Here is a 16057-nt window from a genome sequence, read left to right as displayed (position 1 = left end):
TTGGCCTTACTCGCTCAACGCCACTCCCACGCTGCGCGGATCGGCGGCGCCGACCCAGCCGTTCGCGGTCTTCTCGGCGGCATTGGCCTTGAGGCCGAGCTTGCCGATCGTGACGGTATGGCCGAGCCGCTCCAATGCCGGCTTCAACGCTTCGCGGCCGGTGCCCTGTTCCAGGATCAGCCCGGCGTCGTTGAAATAGATGAGGCCCTCGCCGATCGCATCGCGCGCGCTCTCGCCCCAGTCGAGGTGGGCGATCAGCGCCTTGGCGACCTGCATGATGATCGTCTTGCCGCCGGCCGCGCCGACGGTGAAGATCGGCTTGCCCGACGCGTCGTAGACGATCGTCGGCGCCATTGACGACAGCGGCCGCTTGCCGCCCTCGACCCGGTTGGCGACCGGCGCGCCGTCCTTCTCGGGTGCGGCGGTGAAGTCGGTGAGCTCGTTGTTGAGGACGTAGCCGCCCGCGACCAGCTGGCTGCCGAATGGCCCCTCGACGGTCGAGGTCATCGTCACCACGTCGCCGTTCCTGTCGACCGCGATGAAGTGGGTGGTGCCCGGCACCTCCTTCTGCACCGCGGCGGTGCGCGGCTCGGCGCCCGGCGGGGTTCCTGCCTCATAGGTGCCGAGGCTCTTCGTCTCGGAGATCAGCCGCGAGCGCGCGGCGATGTAGCCCTTGTCGAGCAGCCCGGCGACCGGCACCTTCACGAAGTCGGGATCGCCGAGATACTTCTCCCGATCGGCATAGGCGAGCTGCATCGCCTCGGCGATCAGGTGCCAGGCGACCGGCGAATCCTTGCCCAGCGCCTTCATGTCGAAGCGCTCGACCATTCCCAGGATCTGGAACACGGTGGTCGCGCCCGAGGAGGGCGGGCCCATGCCGCACAGCTTGTACTGGCGATAGGTGGTGCACACCGCCGGCTGTTCCTTGGCCTGATAGGCGGCGAGGTCGGCGAGCGTCATGTCGCTCGGCGCGACCTTGGACCCGGTGACGGTGTCGACCAGCAGCTTGGCGTTGGCGCCCGAATAGAAGGCGTCGGGACCCTCGTCGGCGATCTTGCGCAGCGTCGCGGCGAGCGCGGGGTTGCGGACCGTCATCCCCTCGGTCAGCGGCTTGCCGCCCGGCGCATAGAGCGCCGCGACAGCGGGGAAATTGTCGGACGTCGGCACGATCCGCGCCGAATCGTCGCCTGCGACCGGCTGCGCGTCCGGTGCGGCGGGCGTCGAAGCGCCCTTCTTCCGTCCGAACCACAAGGGCGACAGGTTTGCCGACGAGTTCGCGAGCGGCCGCGTCACCTGATAGCCCTGCTCGGCAAGGCGGATCGCCGGCTGGAACAGCGCCTTCCACGGCAGCTTGCCCCATTTCCGGTGCGCCATCGCCGCTAGCCGGACGTTGCCCGGCACGCCCACCGACTTGCCGCCGGGAAACAGCTCGACGAACGGCCTGGGCTTGCTGTCGGGACCGAGGAAGCGATCGGGCGTCGCGGCGGCCGGCGCCTTCTCGCGCCCGTTGATGGTGTCGGTCACGCCCGACTTGGCGTCGTAGTGCATCAGGAAGCCGCCGCCGCCGATGCCGGACGACTGCGGCTCGACCACGGTCAGCGCCAGCATCATCGCCATCGCCGCGTCGGTGGCGCTGCCGCCCTGCCGCAGGATTTCCCTCCCGGCCTCGCTCGCGCGCGGATCGGCGGAGGTGACGATGCCCTGTGCGAAGGCGGTATGCGGGACGAGCAGAGCGATGAACGCGACAAACAGCTTCTTCATGGGCCCGGACCCTAGTCCCGGGTGCCGCCGCGTCAACCGCCGTAAGGTTCCAGTTCCTCCCCGGCACGGGGAGGGGGACCGCCGACCGCTGGTCGGGGGTGGAGGGGGCCTCGCGGCAAGCGAGTCTGTAGAGGCAGGCCCCCTCCACCATCCGCTGCGCGGATGGTCCCCCTCCTCGTGCCGGGGAGGACCTAAGGTTTCGAAGTCCCCACCGCATCGGCGACGTTGGCAAACCCGTCGCGCTCCAGCAGCTTCGCCAGCCCTTTCGCAATCCGCCGCGCCAGCCCCGGCCCTTCGTAGACCAGCGCCGTATAGAGCTGCACCAGGCTCGCCCCGGCGCGGATGCGGGCATAGGCCTCTTCCGCGCTGTCGATCCCGCCGACCGACACCAGGGTCAGCTCGCCCCCGGTCGCCGCCCGGAAGTCCGCCAGCCGCTGCCGCGCCAGCGCCTTGAGCGGCGCACCCGACAGCCCGCCTGCCTCCCCCGCGTGCTTCGATCGAAGCGACGGCCGCGACACGGTGGTGTTGGACACGATCAGCGCATCGATCCGGTGCTCCACCGCCGCGCGCGCGATGCCGTCGATGTCGGCCGACTCCAGGTCCGGCGCCACCTTGAGGAACAGCGGCGTGAGGCCGCGTGCCTCGTCCGCCGCGGCCAGCAGCTCGGCCAGCGCCGCTCCGTGCTGCAGGTCGCGCAACCCCGGCGTGTTCGGCGAGCTCACGTTGATCGTCACATAGTCCGCCACTTTCGCCGCCATGCTGACGCCGGTCGCATAGTCGGCGATCCGGTCCGCCGCGTCCTTGTTCGCGCCGACGTTGACCCCCAGCACTCCCGGCCGCTTCGCATCGGCGATCCGCGGCAGCGCCGCCTCGATCCCGCCGTTGTTGAAGCCCATGCGGTTGATCACCGCCCGGTCCTCGGTCAACCGGAACAGCCGTGGCCGCGGATTGCCCGGCTGCGGCCTGGGCGTCAGCGTCCCCACCTCGACGCTGCCGAAGCCCATCCCGAAGAAGCCGGCGATCGCCTCCCCATCCTTGTCGACGCCCGCGGCGAGCCCGACCGGATTGGGAAACACCAACCCCGCCACCTTGGTCTCCAGCCGCCGGTCGCGCTCGACGCCTTTCAGCGGCAGCGGCGCCGCCAGCGCCCGGATGGTGAGCCGATGCGCCCGCTCGGCCTCGAGCGCGAAGAGGAAGGGGTGGTAAAGAGCCATGCGCGGCCCCATAGCGGCATTCGCCCGCGCGCCCAAAATCCTTGCCCTCGGCGGTTGACTCAGGGCGCCCACGCGCCCATCTGCCCAATCGGAACGAATCAATCCGATTTGAGAATCGCTCGCAAATGCGCCTCACCGCCCAAGCCGACTATGCGGTCGTGATGATGTCCGCCGCCGCGCGCCATTGCGGGCTGAGCGGCCGGCTCAACGCGACCCTGCTCGCCGACGAGACCGGCCTGCCGCTGCCGACGGTGCAGAAGCTGGTGAGCCGCCTCTCAGCCGCCGGCCTCATCGAATCGGCGCGCGGCACCGGCGGCGGCTTCCGCCTCGCCCGCCCGCCTGCGACGATCAGCCTCGCCGACATCATCGAGGCGATCGAGGGACCCATCGCCATGACGGCCTGCGTCGAGAACGGCCGCCACGACTGCTGCATCGAGGAGAATTGCCGCGTGAAGCCCCATTGGAACGCCGTCAACGGCGCAGTGAAGGGCGCGCTCGCCGGCGTCACGCTCGCCAGCCTGACCGGGGAGGCACGCTGATGGCCACGAAGAACGCCGAGGCGCTCGCCGCCGCCAACAAGAAGTACGAATGGGGCTTCGCCTCCGACGTCGAGCAGGAGTTCGCGCCCAAGGGGCTGAGCGAGGACACGATCCGCTACATCTCCGCCAAGAAGCGCGAGCCCGAGTGGATGCTCGACTGGCGGCTGAAGGCGTTCCGGACCTGGCAGACGATGACCTTGCCGGAATGGGCGAAGCTCGCGATCCCGCCGATCGACTATCAGGACGCCTATTACTACGCCGAGCCCAAGGCCAAGGCGACGATCGCCAGCCTGGACGAGCTCGACCCGGAGATCCGCCGCACCTACGAGAAGCTCGGCATCCCGATCGAGGAGCAGAAGGTCCTTGCCGGCGTCGAGGGCGCGCGCAAGGTCGCCGTCGACGCGGTGTTCGACAGCGTCTCGGTCGCCACCACCTTCCGCGAGGAGTTGAAGGCCGCCGGCGTCATCTTCCTGTCGATCAGCGAGGCGATCCGCGAATACCCCGATCTCGTGCGGAAATATCTCGGCAAGGTCGTGCCTGTCCGCGACAATTTCTATTCGGCACTCAACAGCGCGGTCTTCTCCGACGGCACCTTCGTCTATGTGCCGGAGGGCGTGCGTTGCCCGATGGAGCTGTCGACCTATTTCCGCATCAACGCCGAGAACACCGGCCAGTTCGAGCGCACGCTGATCGTCGCCGACAAGGGCAGCTACGTCAGCTACCTCGAGGGCTGCACCGCCCCGATGCGCGACGAGAACCAGCTCCATGCCGCGGTGGTCGAGCTCTACGCCCACGACGACGCCGAGATTAAGTACAGCACCGTCCAGAACTGGTATCCCGGCGATGAGCAGGGGAAGGGCGGCATCTACAATTTCGTGACCAAGCGCGCGCTGTGCGCCGGCACGAACTCGAAGGTGTCGTGGACCCAGGTCGAGACCGGCTCCGCGATCACCTGGAAATACCCGAGCTGCATCCTCCAGGGCGACGGCTCGGTCGGCGAGTTCTACTCGGTCGCGGTCACCAACAACCACCAGCAGGCCGATACCGGCACCAAGATGCTGCACATCGGCAAGAACACCCGCTCGACGATCGTGTCGAAGGGCATCTCGGCCGGCAAGTCCAACAACACCTACCGCGGCAAGGTGCTGGTCAACGCGCTGGCGGAGAATGTCCGCAACTTCACCCAGTGCGACAGCCTGCTGCTCGGCGACCAGTGCGGCGCCCACACCGTCCCCTACATCGAAGTCAAGAACCCGAGCGCCCAGATCGAGCACGAGGCGACAACCTCGAAGATCAGCGAGGACCAGCTGTTCTACGCTATGCAGCGCGGGCTCGACCAGGAGGCGGCGGTGGCGCTGATCGTCAACGGCTTCGCCCGCGAGGTGCTGCAGCAGCTGCCGATGGAATTCGCGGTCGAGGCGCAGAAGCTGCTCGGCATCTCGCTGGAGGGCTCGGTCGGATGAGCGGCGTCACGGTGCGTCCGGTCACCTCGGCGGATGCCGCCGAGCTGGCCGAGCTGCTCAACGCGATCATCGCGCGCGGCGGCACCACCGCGCTCGAGACGCCGTTCACGCCGGAGCGGCTCGACGCCGCCTATCTCACCGGTCCCGACGTGCTGTGCTGCCACGTCGCGGTCGGGCCGGACGGGCGGCTCGAAGGCTTCCAGACGCTGATCCGCGAGCACGACATCCCGGCCGACTGGGGCGACATCGGCACCTTCACTCGCGTCGACGGCATCCAGAAGGGCGTCGGCACCGCCCTGTTCGCCGCGACCCGTGCCCGAGCGCGAGCGATCGGCCTCAAGGGCATCAACGCCACCATCCGCGCCGACAACGCCGGCGGCCTCGCCTTCTACGCGAAGATGGGCCTGGAGGATTACGCCGTCGACCGCGCCCGACCGCTCAAGGACGGCACCCCGGTCGATCGCATCCGCAAGCGTTACCTGCTCACGGAAGGACGCGCCGGATGATGCTCGTCCTCGCTCTCCTCCTCCAAGCTGCCGCTCCGGCGCAGGCCGCGCCCGATGCGGACATCACCGTCATCGGCAACAAGCTGCGCAAGCTCCAGCTCGGGCTAGCGATGGACGACGGTAAGCTGACGGGCTGCACCGTCAAGGTCTCGAGCGGCGACCGCTTCATCGACGACGTCGCCTGTACGTCGGCCCGGACCTGCGTCGGCAGCGGCGTCGTGGAGAGTTCGCAGCTGCTCGGCTGCATCAACCAGCGGATCGTGATCGCCGTCGCGCAGCAGCGCGCCAAGGACAGAGAAGGCTAACAGTGCTCAGTATCGAAAACCTCCACGCCGAAGTCGACGGCAAGGAAATCCTCAAGGGCCTTTCGCTCACCGTGAACGCGGGCGAAGTCCATGCGATCATGGGCCCCAACGGCGCCGGCAAGTCGACGCTGGGCTACGTCCTCGGCGGCCGCCCGGGCTATGAGGTGACCGCCGGCTCGGTCACCTTCGACGGCCAGGACCTGCTGGAGATGGAGCCGCACGAGCGCGCCGCCGCCGGCCTGTTCCTCGGCTTCCAGTATCCGGTCGAGATCCCCGGCGTCTCCAACGTCCAGTTCCTGCGCGAGGCGCTCAACGCCCAGCGCCGCGCCCGCGACGAGAAGCCGCTGTCCGGCGGCGAGTTCCTGAAGCTCGCCCGCGCCGAGGCCGATGCGCTGAGCCTCGACCCGGAGATGCTGAAGCGCCCGGTCAACGTCGGCTTCTCGGGCGGCGAGAAGAAGCGCAACGAGATGGTGCAGATGGGGATCATCGATCCCCGTTTCGCGATCCTCGACGAGACCGATAGCGGCCTCGACATCGACGCGCTGCGCATCGTCGCCGACGGCATCAACCGCATCATGCGCGGCCCCGGCAAGGCGGTGCTGCTCATCACCCACTACCAGCGCCTGCTCGAATATGTGGAGCCCGACGCGGTCCACGTCCTCGCCGACGGCCGCATCGTGCGCTCGGGCGGACCCGAACTCGCCCGCGAGCTCGAGGCGCAGGGCTATGGAGCTGTGGCGGCATGATCACGCGAAGGCGCGAAGGCGCGAAGAAGAAGAAAGAATTTGTTCGCGCGGAGACGCGGAGACGCGGAGATGCGTCGCCCGTCGCACTGTCAGCCGCGCCAGCGGCCTTCATGCTTGTCGCTCGCAACAGGTTGAAAGGTCTCGCTGACGCGAGACGATCGCCGGCGGCGAGGCACCTCCGCGTCTCCGCGTCTCCGCGTGAACCAAAAATCTTCGCGCCTTCGCGCCTTCGCGTGAACCAATTCATCTCAAGGACGCCTGCATGACCGCCGTCCTCGATCTTCCCTCGACCCGCCAGGAGGATTGGCGTTGGTCCGATCCGCAGGCGATCGCCGCCGCGGCCACTTTGCCGCACGGCACCACGGTGGTCCCGCCGTTCCTCGACCTCGACGGCCCGCGCCTCGTCTTCATCGACGGCGTGCTCGACCGCACCCGCAGCGCTCCCGGCCCGGTGGCGATCGAGCCGCTGGAGTCCGCGACCGAGCATCCCCTCGGCCGCCGCACCGCCGGCACCGGCTGGTCGCTGGCGCTCGGCCCCGAGCATGCGGTGACCAACCTCCAGATCGTCCACGTCGCGACCGGCGGCGACAATCATCTCCCTGCGCGCATCATGCTCGCCGAGGATGCGGTCGCCTCGATCGTCGAGACCTATGTCGGCGCCGGCTGGTCGAACCGGCTGACGCAGGTCGAGCTCGCCCGCTCGGCCCGTCTCCAGCGCTCGATCCGCCTGCTTCAGGACGACGGTTTCGTCTCGCTCCGCGACGAGGCGGAGATCGGCCAGGGCGCGAGCTACGTCACGGTGGTCCTCGGCGCCGGCGGGATGGGCAGCCGCCTCGATGCCGCGCTGACCTTGGCCGGGGATGGCGCCTATGCCGAGATGGGCGGAGCGCTGCTCACCCGCGGCAGGCAGCATCAGGAATGCGCGGTCGTCGTCCGCCACGCCGCGCCCGACGGTGTCAGCCGTCAGTTGTGGCGCGCGGTCGCCGCCGACAAGAGCCAGGCGAGCCTCGCCGCCCGCGTCGAGGTCGCCCGCCATGCCCAAAAGACCGACGGCGAGCAGTCGTTGCGCGGCCTTCTCCTCCAGCGTTCGGCGGCGGTGAACCTCAAGCCTGAGCTGGAGATCTTCGCCGACGACGTGAAATGCGCCCATGGCGCCACTGTCGGCGAGCTCGATGCCCGCGCCCTCTTCTACCTCGAAAGCCGCGGCATCGATCCGGCCCGCGCCAAGGCGCTGCTCACCCGCGCCTTCGTGGCGGATTCGCTGGATCGCATCGGCGACGAGACGGTGCGCGCGGCCTTCGCCGCCGATGCCGATGCCTGGCTGGAGGCGACGCTGTGAACGGTACGGCCCTGCGCACCCTCTCCGAAGCGGCACCGCTCGATCTGGTGTCGGATTTCCCGGCGATCCCCACCGGTTGGGCCTATCTCGACACCGCCGCCACCGCGCAGAAGCCAGCTCAAGTGATCGACGCGATCACCCGCGCCTATGCCGAGACCTATGCGACGGTGCATCGCGGCGTCTACCAGCGCTCGGCCGACATGACGCTGGCGTACGAGGCCGCCCGCAGGCGCGTCGCCGGTTTCATCGGCGGCCAGCCGGAGGAAGTGGTGTTCGTCCGCGGCGCGACCGAGGCGATCAACCTCGTCGCAGAGTGCTGGGCCGGCACGCAGCTCAAGGCGGGCGACCGCATCCTGCTGTCGACGCTCGAGCACCACTCCAATATCGTCCCCTGGCAGCTCGTCGCCGAGCGGATCGGCGCGCACATCGACGTGGTGCCGCTGACCGCGGACCACCGCATCGACCTCGACGCGATGGCGGCGATGCTGACCGAGCAGCACAAGCTGGTCGCGCTCGCCCATGTCTCCAATGTGCTGGGCTCGGTGCTCGACGCCCGCCGCGCCGCCGACCTCGCCCATCGGCAAGGCGCCAAGCTGTTGCTCGACGGCTGTCAGGCGGTGCCGCGCATGGCCGTCGACGTCGCCGCGATCGGCGCCGATTTCTATGCCTTCTCCGGCCACAAGCTCTATGGCCCGACCGGTATCGGCGTGTTGTGGGGCCGGACCGAGCTGCTCGACGCGATGCCGCCGTACCAGGGCGGCGGATCGATGATCGACCGCGTCACCTTCGCGCGCACCACCTACGCCCCGCCGCCCGCACGGTTCGAGGCGGGAACGCCGCATATCGTCGGCGCGCTCGGGCTCGCCGCGGCGATCGACTATGTCGAGGGCATCGGGCTCGACCGCATCCACGCGCACGAGACCGCGCTGGTGCGCGAGGCGCGCGAGGCGCTCAAGCAGATCAACAGCGTCCGCCTGTTCGGCCCCGAGGATTCGGCCGGAATCGTGAGTTTCGCCGTCGAGGGGGTGCATCCGCACGACATCGGCACCATCTTGGATGAGGGAAATGTGGCGATCCGCGCCGGCCATCACTGCGCACAGCCCTTGATGGACGCGCTGGGGGTGCCGGCGACGGCGCGGGCGAGCTTCGGGGTCTACAACGGGCCGGCGGACATCGAAGCGCTGGCGCGGGGTATCGAGCGAGTGACGAGGATCTTCGGATGAGCGATCGGATTGCGGTCGAGGAAGTGGACAGCGTGACGCCGCCGCCCAAGGCGCGCGTCGAGGACGCGGGCGAGAGCACGCGCGAGACGTTCGAGCGCAAGCGCGACTATCTGTCCGGCTTCCTCGCGGAGAAGCCGCAGGGCCTGTCGCCGGTCGAGCCGGGCGGCGAGACCTATGAGGCAGTGATCGAGGCGCTCAAGGAAATCTTCGATCCCGAGATCCCGGTGAACATCTATGAGCTCGGCCTGATCTACAACGTCGAGGTGACGCCGGAGGGCCACGCCGCGGTGACGATGACGCTGACCACGCCGCACTGCCCGGTCGCGGAATCGATGCCGGGCGAGGTCGAGCTGCGCGTCGGCGCGGTGCCGGGGATCGGCACGGTCGACGTCAACCTCGTCTGGGACCCGCCGTGGGACCCGTCAAAGATGTCCGACGAGGCGCGGCTCGAGCTGGGGATGCTGTGATGACGACCACCACCCGCGCACGCCCCGCCGTGCTCAACCTCACCCCTCGCGCCGAGGCGCGGATCGCCGAGCTGATGGCGAAGGCGCCGGAGGGCGCAGTCGGGGTCAAGCTGTCGACCCCGCGACGCGGCTGCTCGGGCCTCGCCTATTCGGTCGATTACGTGACCGATGCCAAGCCCTTCGACGAGGCGGTGGTGACGCCGGGCGGCACGCTCTACGTCGACGGCGCGTCGGTGCTCTACCTGGTCGGCTCGACGATGGACTGGGTCGAGGACGATTTCACCGCCGGCTTCGTGTTCGACAACCCCAATGCCAAGGGCGCCTGCGGCTGCGGCGAGAGCTTCACCGTCTGACGCCGGCGACGTCGGCCGCGTCCCACCCGCCGCCCATCGCCTGGTAGAGCGAGACATAGGCGGTGAGCCGGTCTGCCTCGGCCTGGACCAGGGTCAGTTCGGCATTGAGCAGCCCGCGCTGTGCGTCGAGCTGGTCGAGATAGGAGGAATAGCCCGCCCGATAGCGGTTCGAGGCATTGCGCAGCGCCGCGGCGAGCGCGTCTCGCTGGGCGGTGAGGGCGACGGCCTGCTCCCCCGAGCGCCGCACGCCGACGAGGCCGTCCTCGACCTCGCGGAACGCCTGCAGCGCTGCCTTGCGATAGCCGAACGCCGCCTGGTCCCGCCGTGCCGCCGCCGCATCGGCTTGCGCCCGGGTCCTGCCGGCGTCGAAGATCGGCCCGAGGATCGACCCGCCGAGTGAGAACACGCCTACGGGATCGGACAGCGCGGTCGACAGCACCAGCCCGGCCGACCCGGTCAGGCTGACGTTAGGCAGCATCGCCGCCCTTGCGCTGTCGAGGCTGCGGTCGGCGGCGACCAAAGTCTGCTCGGCCTGGAACAGGTCCGGCCGGCGGCGCAGCAGGTCGGCAGGCAGCCCGTCGGGGATCGCCGGGAAGGAGAGCCGCTCCAGCGCCGCCCCGCGGGCCACGGCGGCGGGCGGATCGCCGACCAGGATGCTGAGCGCATTCTCCTGCCGGGCGATGGCGAGCTCGGTCTGCGGCACGATCTGCTCGGTGGCATGGTACTCGCCCTCGGCCTGGTGCAGCTCGAGGTTCGAGGTATAGCCGGTGGTCGCCCGCCGCCGGGCGATGCGCAGCGCCTCGGCCCGCGAGGCCAGCGTCTCCCGCGCCACCGCCAGCCGGGCGTCGAGCGCACGCAGCGTGATGTACCCGCTCGCCACACTGCTGGCGATCGCCAGCCGCACCGCGTCCCGGGCCCCCTCGCTGGCGAGCAGCTGCGCCCGCGCCGCCGCGTCGGCGCTGCGCAGCCGCCCGAACAGGTCGAGGTCATAGCTCGCCGAGACCGCCGGCTGCCCGCCGAGATTGGTCGCCGCCGTCCCGAACGCATTGAGCGCCCGGGCCTCGGACACCGGCGCCGCCCCGCTGACGTTCGGCGCGAGCTGGGCACGGGCGAGCCGCTCCTGCGCCCGCGCTTCCTCCACCCGCGCCGCCGCGGTGACGATGTCCGGATTGTTGACGAGCGCACGCTCGACCAGAGCGGTGAGCACCGGATCGCCGAACGCCTGCCACCAGTCTGCCCGGATCGGCGCCCCCGGCCCGAGCGCGCCACGCCACGCCGGCGGCGGCACCACGGCTGCGCCCGGCGGCGCCTCCGGACGCGGACCGATGCAGCCGCTCGCCGCCAGCGCCGCCAGCAGGACGAGTCCGCGTCTCACCGGATGCGCGGCCCGCTGCTGGTGTCGACCCGCGCCTGCACCGACATGCCGGGCCTGAGCCGCGCCGCGAGCGGCTGGCCGGGGTCGACGCGGATGCGGACCGCGATCCGCTGCGGCACCTTGGTGAAGTTGCCGGTGGCGTTGTCCGCCTTCAGCACCGCGAACTCCGATCCGGCGGCGGGCGAGATGCGCTCGACCCGCCCGGTCAGCCGTGCGTTGGCGAGCGCATCGACGGTGAAGCTCGCCGGCTGGCCGACCGCCATCCGCGCGGTCTGCGCCTCCTTGAAGTTGGCGATCACCCATGTCTCCGCCGGCACCAGGAACATGAGCTGCGACCCCGCCGTCACATATTGCCCCAGCCGCACGCCGACCTCGCTCAGCCGCCCCGCCTCGGGCGCGCGGATCACCGTGTTGGCGAAGTCGATCTCGGCCGCTCGCCGCGCCGCCTCCGCACCCGCGACGCCGGCCTGCTGTCCGCCGCGCCCGACCTCGACCGTGCGGATGTCCTGCCGCGCGATCTCCCGCGCCGCGATCGCCTGCCGCAGCCCCGCCTGCGCCTGGCGCAGCGCCGCCAGCGTCTGGTCACGCTCGCGCAGGCTCACCGATCCGTCGGTGACGAGGTCGTTGACGCGCGCCATGTCCGCCTCTGCCCGCAGCAGCTGCGCACGGGCATTGGCGACCGCCGCTTCCTGCGCGGCGAAGCTTGCGGCACGCGAGCGCGCGGCCTGGTCGGCGTTGGCGAGCGTCGCCTGGCTCGACGCCACCTGCGCTTCCGCCTGCTGGACGCGCTGGCGGTAGATGCGGTCGTCGATCACCACAAGCGGCTGGCCTGCGCGCACCTCCTCGAAGTCGCGCACCGTCACCTGCGTCACGTAACCGCTCACCTGCGGGCTGATCACTGTGGTGCGCCCGCGCACATAGGCGTTGTCGGTCGACTCATAGGCGGTCGCGAACGGCGGCAGCCGCCACGCCGCCAGGATCGCGGCGATGCCGGCCAGCGCGATCAGCGCCAGCACGATCAGCATCGTCCGGCTATTACGCGGTGGCCGCCAGCCCGATCCTGCGGGCGGCGGAGCTGCCGCCTGGGTCTCGGCCGCGCGCTCCTCCGTCACCGGGGCGGCACTGGCGGCGGTATCGGTCATGCGGCGGCCTCCCCTCCAGCCATGCGTCGCGCGCGCCACGCACGGCGGATCAGCAGGAACATCAGATACAGGGTGGTCGCCGCCGCCAGCCATGCGATCAAGCGGAAAGTGTCGTTGTAGGCGAGCACGTTGGCCTCGCGCGTCGCGGTCTGGGAGAGCAGGGCGCCGCCTTCCGCGCTGCGCAGCGCGGGATCGCCGACCACCCGTCCCACCGCCGCACCACCCGCCTGGAGCCGCGCAGCGACGATCGGATCGGTGGGATCGACGGTCTGCACGATCGCGGCGCTCTCAGCCTTCTCCCGGATCGTCTGGTACGAGCCGAGCAGCGCCGATCCGCCGAGGCTGCCGATCGAGTTGATGATCCCGAACAGCGCGATGAAGGTGATGATGTGGCCCGATCCCTCGCGTAGCGCCCGCGTCATGCCGAACAGCAGCGAGGGGCCGAGGAAGAAGGTCGCCGAGAAGGCGATCAGCGCCTGCGTCGCATACATCTGCGGCGCGCGGGTGAGGCTGGTCGAGTGCGAGTCGGTAAAGGCGGCGACCGCCACCAGCCCGATCGACAGCATCACCGGATGGGCCAGCTTCTCGACGTTGAGCGTCACCGCGCTCGCGACCACCCCGGCGACCGAAGCAATGAAGATGATCGTAAACAACGTCCCGAACTGGTCATTGTTCTGCCCCAGCACGGTCAGCAGCCCGACCGCGGCATAGGTCTGCTCGGACAGCACGATCCGCGCCATGATCGTGACGATGGTGAAGCGCAGGATGTCGGAGCTCGCCAGCCAGCGCGTGTTGAGCAGCGGGTTGGCGCGATGATGCTCGATCGCGATCGCGGCGAGGAACATCGGCAGTGCAATAATCAGCGCCCAGGCGATCCAGTTCGCGTTGGTCCACCACACGATCCGCCCGAGCCCTAGCACCGCCGCGACCAGCGCCATCGAGATGCCGAACAGCAGGAAGGTGACGAAATCGAGCGGCTCGAACGCCTTGCGCCGGATGGTCGGCGGCAGCCGCAGCCATGCGACGCCGGCGAGCGACAGCAGCGCCAGCCCCAGCTCGAACAGATAGAGCATCCGCCACTGCGACATCGCCAGCAGGTCGGGCGAGAACAGCCGGGCGAGCGGCAGCGTGCATTGCGGGATGCCGATCCCGATCACCACCGCCTTCAGCCGCCACTTCGCCGGCAGCGCCTGCATCATGTAGTAGAGACACAGGCTGCTGACCGCCGCGCCCGCCATGCCGCTGGCGGCCCGCACGACGATCGCCGACCAGAAATCACGCACGAACAGATGCCCGAGCGTCAGCGCCGCATAGATGCCGAGGAAGATGATCGCGAAGGGCCTGAGGCCGAACTGCTGCCGGAACTTGATCAGCAGCAGGTTGATCGACGTGTTGGTCATCACATAGACCGTCGGCAGCCACGCGATCTCGGCCGGATCGAGCCCCAGCGATCCCTGCAGCGTCGTGGTGTTGGCCGAGATCAGCGCGCTGCCGAAACCGCCGGTCAGCCCCAGCAGCACCGCGATGATGCCATAGGCGATCCGCCGGCGGTTCGGATGCTCGGGCGATCCCGGCGATCCGGGCATCGCCGGCATCTCGTGCGGCGCGAACTCCCAGCGTTCTTCCGAAAGGAACCGACGAAGGCGCGTGGCGGGCATGGCCCCAATACGCGCGAGAACCGCCGAGGCTTCAAGCCCCTAGGGTCTGGACCCTAGCCTGAAAGCCTCGGCGCGCCCGCCGACGAAAGCTGTCCTCCCGGCGTCAGGCGCCGCGCCAGAACCGGCGAGCGAGGGAGGTCGTTTGTGCGGGATAACCCTGGAGTTCGGCCACCTTCGGCTCGGTGATCGTGCCGTTCAGCACGCCGTCGAGCAGCTGGCCGAGACGGCGCTCGCCATCGGTCTCGGCGCCCTGCCCCGCCGCCACCAGCGCGAGCGCGGAGGCATGGACGAACCGGCTGCCCCAATTGGTTGCGAGCGTCGCGGCCTGCGCGCCCGCCTCGGCCGTATCGGCGTCGGTGTAGAGGAGTGAAGGGAACGGCAGCGGCGTGCTCGGCGCCGAGAAGGATTTGAGCCCGACTGAGGGCTTCGCCGCGCCGGTGCCGAGCGGATCGAGCAGCAGCGCGCCCGCCACGTCGGCGACATAGGCGGTCGGCGACAGCCGCGCCCACCAGGCGACGGCGAAGCAGCTGACCGATTCGGCGATCAGCACGACCTTGCCGCGCGTCCGCCGCACCGCCTCGTCGAGCCTTGCCGCCCACACGTTGCGCCGACCCAGCCCATGCACGCCGAGCTCGACCTTCGGCCCGTCGAGGGCATGGAGCCAGCGCGACGAATCGCTCCGATCGGACACCGCAATGATCGCCGGAAACTCTTCGAACGCAGCGGAAACGGGCATCGCCACCTCTCCTGCAGCGGTCAGGATGTCATGGGATGAGCCCCATGCGACTCCGGGCCGGAATGCGCGAAGCTATTCCCACCTATCCGCTATGCAATAGCCTTTGCGACGAGGCGAAGCTGAAGGTGAGATGAACGCTTGGGCACGGGATCTTGAGAGTCGGAGGCCGACATCTCAACTCTCCTCGGCGTCACCCCGGACTTGTTCCGGGGTCCACTGCGTCTCGCGGGTTGCGCTCGAACCTCTTGTCCGGTCCTTGCCTCCCGGTGGACCCCGGAACAAGTCCGGGGTGACGACTGGAAATCAGGCTACGGGAGACCTTTTCCCGTCTCTAATGCCGCGTAGCCGAATCGCGCGCGACGGTCGCGTGGCCGACCCTGCGATAGGCTTTGGGCGTCATCCCGAACCGCCGGTGGAACAATTCGCCGAAGTGCGAGGGCGTCGCGAAGCCCAGCCGATAGGCGATCTCGGCGATGCTCTGTTCGCTTTCGAGCAGATAGCGGCTGGCGAGGTGCAGCCGGTGCGTGCGGACATAATCGCTCCAGGCGAGGCCGATCTGCTGGCGGAACCGCCGGCTGAAATAGGCCGGCGACAGCGAACAGAGCGCCGCCGCTTCTTCCAATGAAGGTGCAAGAGCCGGATCGCGGCGCAGGCGGTCGAGCGCGGGACGCAGCCGGTCGATCCCGGTGCGGTCGGCGGCCAGCGGCTCGCCGTCGATGGCGGGCGACCGCACGACCCCGCGCAGCAGCAGCTCGGCGATCGGCAGCGCCAGCGCATCGGCCGCCGACAGCTCGGTCAGCCAATCGGCGAGCATGTCGAGGCGGCCCTGCTGGATCGAATCGGGCTTGGCGCAGAAGGGCGCGGAGAGCCGCTCGAGCCCCGGCGCCTGCCCCAGCGCTTCCCCGGCGATCGCATCGATCTGGACCAGCACCCAGTCGCGCGGGCCCGGGCCCAGCGCAAAGTCGTGCTGGCACATCGACGGCACGAACACGACGCAGCCCGGCGCCAGCGCATAGCGGCGCCCCTCGGCGGTGAAATGGCCGGAGACGCGGCCGAACAGCACCAGCTCATGCACGTCGTGGAAGTGCGGGAACGGCGTGCTCGGCGGCGAGCCCGGCCCCTGGCGCACGCGCTCGACGCGCAGCCCCGCGCCGGGGCGCAGCTCCACCGGCTCGCAGATCGGGCGGTCGAGGTCGGACGTGGCCATCCGCCTGCTCTCCGCCCGGTACT

The 16057-nt window shown here is 69.8% G+C and carries 16 protein-coding genes; 9 read left to right on the top strand and 7 right to left on the bottom strand.

The genetic code is table 11. The annotated features are described in order from the left end of the window. Positions 1–6: 6 nt before the first annotated feature. Together LZK98_RS19315 and LZK98_RS19310 are read right to left on the bottom strand one after the other, a co-directional pair. Complete coding sequence (locus tag LZK98_RS19315; protein WP_233784134.1) at positions 7–1761, bottom strand: gamma-glutamyltransferase family protein; 1755 nt, start codon at positions 1759–1761, stop codon at positions 7–9. A 191-nt stretch (positions 1762–1952) separates the two neighbouring features. Next, entirely contained in the window at positions 1953–2975 is a 1023-nt protein-coding gene (locus tag LZK98_RS19310; protein ID WP_233784133.1) for a quinone-dependent dihydroorotate dehydrogenase, read from the bottom strand. Between the two features lie 125 nt (positions 2976–3100). On the opposite strand from LZK98_RS19310, the gene LZK98_RS19305 reads away from it, so the two are divergent. The 9 genes from LZK98_RS19305 (at position 3101) to LZK98_RS19265 (ending at position 9916) form a co-directional block, all read left to right on the top strand. After that, on the top strand, positions 3101–3514 hold the full coding sequence (locus LZK98_RS19305) for an SUF system Fe-S cluster assembly regulator (RefSeq protein WP_233784132.1): 414 nt from the start codon (positions 3101–3103) through the stop codon (positions 3512–3514). Further along, the gene (gene sufB, locus LZK98_RS19300; RefSeq protein WP_233784131.1) at positions 3514–4977 is read left to right on the top strand and encodes a Fe-S cluster assembly protein SufB; all 1464 of its coding nucleotides are present in this window, start codon (positions 3514–3516) and stop codon (positions 4975–4977) included. The genes LZK98_RS19305 and sufB overlap by 1 nt, the downstream gene beginning before the upstream one ends. Then, complete coding sequence (locus LZK98_RS19295) at positions 4974–5483, top strand: GNAT family N-acetyltransferase (RefSeq protein ID WP_233784130.1); 510 nt, start codon at positions 4974–4976, stop codon at positions 5481–5483. The genes sufB and LZK98_RS19295 overlap by 4 nt, the downstream gene beginning before the upstream one ends. Beyond that, on the top strand, positions 5480–5788 hold the full coding sequence (locus tag LZK98_RS19290; RefSeq protein WP_233784129.1) for a hypothetical protein: 309 nt from the start codon (positions 5480–5482) through the stop codon (positions 5786–5788). The genes LZK98_RS19295 and LZK98_RS19290 overlap by 4 nt, the downstream gene beginning before the upstream one ends. A 2-nt stretch (positions 5789–5790) precedes the next feature. Then, the gene (gene sufC / locus LZK98_RS19285; RefSeq protein ID WP_233784128.1) at positions 5791–6534 is read left to right on the top strand and encodes a Fe-S cluster assembly ATPase SufC; all 744 of its coding nucleotides are present in this window, start codon (positions 5791–5793) and stop codon (positions 6532–6534) included. 262 nt (positions 6535–6796) lie between these two features. After that, positions 6797–7873 (top strand): SufB/SufD family protein, encoded by a 1077-nt coding sequence (locus LZK98_RS19280; protein ID WP_233784127.1) that lies wholly within the window; start codon positions 6797–6799, stop codon positions 7871–7873. After that, entirely contained in the window at positions 7870–9096 is a 1227-nt protein-coding gene (locus LZK98_RS19275; RefSeq protein WP_406693539.1) for a cysteine desulfurase, read from the top strand. Before LZK98_RS19280 ends, LZK98_RS19275 begins: the two co-directional genes overlap by 4 nt. Next, the gene (locus LZK98_RS19270) at positions 9093–9563 is read left to right on the top strand and encodes an SUF system Fe-S cluster assembly protein (RefSeq protein ID WP_233784126.1); all 471 of its coding nucleotides are present in this window, start codon (positions 9093–9095) and stop codon (positions 9561–9563) included. Before LZK98_RS19275 ends, LZK98_RS19270 begins: the two co-directional genes overlap by 4 nt. Next, positions 9563–9916: a HesB/IscA family protein gene (locus tag LZK98_RS19265; protein ID WP_233784125.1), complete on the top strand. Its 354-nt coding sequence runs from the start codon at positions 9563–9565 to the stop codon at positions 9914–9916. Before LZK98_RS19270 ends, LZK98_RS19265 begins: the two co-directional genes overlap by 1 nt. Here the strand turns inward: LZK98_RS19265 and LZK98_RS19260 are convergent. The 5 genes from LZK98_RS19260 to LZK98_RS19240 all read right to left on the bottom strand — a co-directional run bounded on the left by LZK98_RS19260 (position 9906) and on the right by LZK98_RS19240 (position 16034). Continuing rightward, positions 9906–11291 carry an efflux transporter outer membrane subunit gene (locus tag LZK98_RS19260; RefSeq protein WP_233784124.1) on the bottom strand — a complete coding sequence of 462 codons (1386 nt, stop codon included), beginning with the start codon at positions 11289–11291 and terminating at the stop codon, positions 9906–9908. The genes LZK98_RS19265 and LZK98_RS19260 overlap by 11 nt on opposite strands. Further along, the gene (locus LZK98_RS19255) at positions 11288–12433 is read right to left on the bottom strand and encodes an HlyD family secretion protein (protein WP_233784123.1); all 1146 of its coding nucleotides are present in this window, start codon (positions 12431–12433) and stop codon (positions 11288–11290) included. The genes LZK98_RS19260 and LZK98_RS19255 overlap by 4 nt, the downstream gene beginning before the upstream one ends. Then, complete coding sequence (locus tag LZK98_RS19250) at positions 12430–14091, bottom strand: MFS transporter (RefSeq protein WP_233784122.1); 1662 nt, start codon at positions 14089–14091, stop codon at positions 12430–12432. Before LZK98_RS19250 ends, LZK98_RS19255 begins: the two co-directional genes overlap by 4 nt. Before the next feature lie 103 nt (positions 14092–14194). Then, on the bottom strand, positions 14195–14827 hold the full coding sequence (locus LZK98_RS19245) for an alpha/beta hydrolase (protein WP_233784121.1): 633 nt from the start codon (positions 14825–14827) through the stop codon (positions 14195–14197). A gap of 331 nt (positions 14828–15158) precedes the next feature. Beyond that, positions 15159–16034 (bottom strand): helix-turn-helix transcriptional regulator, encoded by an 876-nt coding sequence (locus tag LZK98_RS19240; RefSeq protein WP_233784120.1) that lies wholly within the window; start codon positions 16032–16034, stop codon positions 15159–15161. Between the last annotated feature and the right edge of the window lie 23 nt (positions 16035–16057).

Origin of the sequence: Sphingomonas cannabina, from assembly GCF_021391395.1 — a bacterium.
GTDB classification, from domain to species: domain Bacteria; phylum Pseudomonadota; class Alphaproteobacteria; order Sphingomonadales; family Sphingomonadaceae; genus Sphingomonas; species Sphingomonas cannabina.
The sequence above is the reverse complement of the archived record's forward strand: the minus strand, read 5'-3'. Positions and strand labels throughout refer to the sequence as shown.

Coding starts and splice junctions, on each gene's coding strand:
- LZK98_RS19315 (WP_233784134.1), bottom strand. CDS start 1,761: ATGAAGAAGCTGTTTGTCGCGTTCATCGCTCTGCTCGTCCCGCATACC.
- LZK98_RS19310 (WP_233784133.1), bottom strand. CDS start 2,975: ATGGCTCTTTACCACCCCTTCCTCTTCGCGCTCGAGGCCGAGCGGGCG.
- LZK98_RS19305 (WP_233784132.1), top strand. CDS start 3,101: ATGCGCCTCACCGCCCAAGCCGACTATGCGGTCGTGATGATGTCCGCC.
- sufB (WP_233784131.1), top strand. CDS start 3,514: ATGGCCACGAAGAACGCCGAGGCGCTCGCCGCCGCCAACAAGAAGTAC.
- LZK98_RS19295 (WP_233784130.1), top strand. CDS start 4,974: ATGAGCGGCGTCACGGTGCGTCCGGTCACCTCGGCGGATGCCGCCGAG.
- LZK98_RS19290 (WP_233784129.1), top strand. CDS start 5,480: ATGATGCTCGTCCTCGCTCTCCTCCTCCAAGCTGCCGCTCCGGCGCAG.
- LZK98_RS19280 (WP_233784127.1), top strand. CDS start 6,797: ATGACCGCCGTCCTCGATCTTCCCTCGACCCGCCAGGAGGATTGGCGT.
- LZK98_RS19270 (WP_233784126.1), top strand. CDS start 9,093: ATGAGCGATCGGATTGCGGTCGAGGAAGTGGACAGCGTGACGCCGCCG.
- LZK98_RS19265 (WP_233784125.1), top strand. CDS start 9,563: ATGACGACCACCACCCGCGCACGCCCCGCCGTGCTCAACCTCACCCCT.
- LZK98_RS19255 (WP_233784123.1), bottom strand. CDS start 12,433: ATGACCGATACCGCCGCCAGTGCCGCCCCGGTGACGGAGGAGCGCGCG.
- LZK98_RS19250 (WP_233784122.1), bottom strand. CDS start 14,091: ATGCCCGCCACGCGCCTTCGTCGGTTCCTTTCGGAAGAACGCTGGGAG.
- LZK98_RS19245 (WP_233784121.1), bottom strand. CDS start 14,827: ATGCCCGTTTCCGCTGCGTTCGAAGAGTTTCCGGCGATCATTGCGGTG.
- LZK98_RS19240 (WP_233784120.1), bottom strand. CDS start 16,034: ATGGCCACGTCCGACCTCGACCGCCCGATCTGCGAGCCGGTGGAGCTG.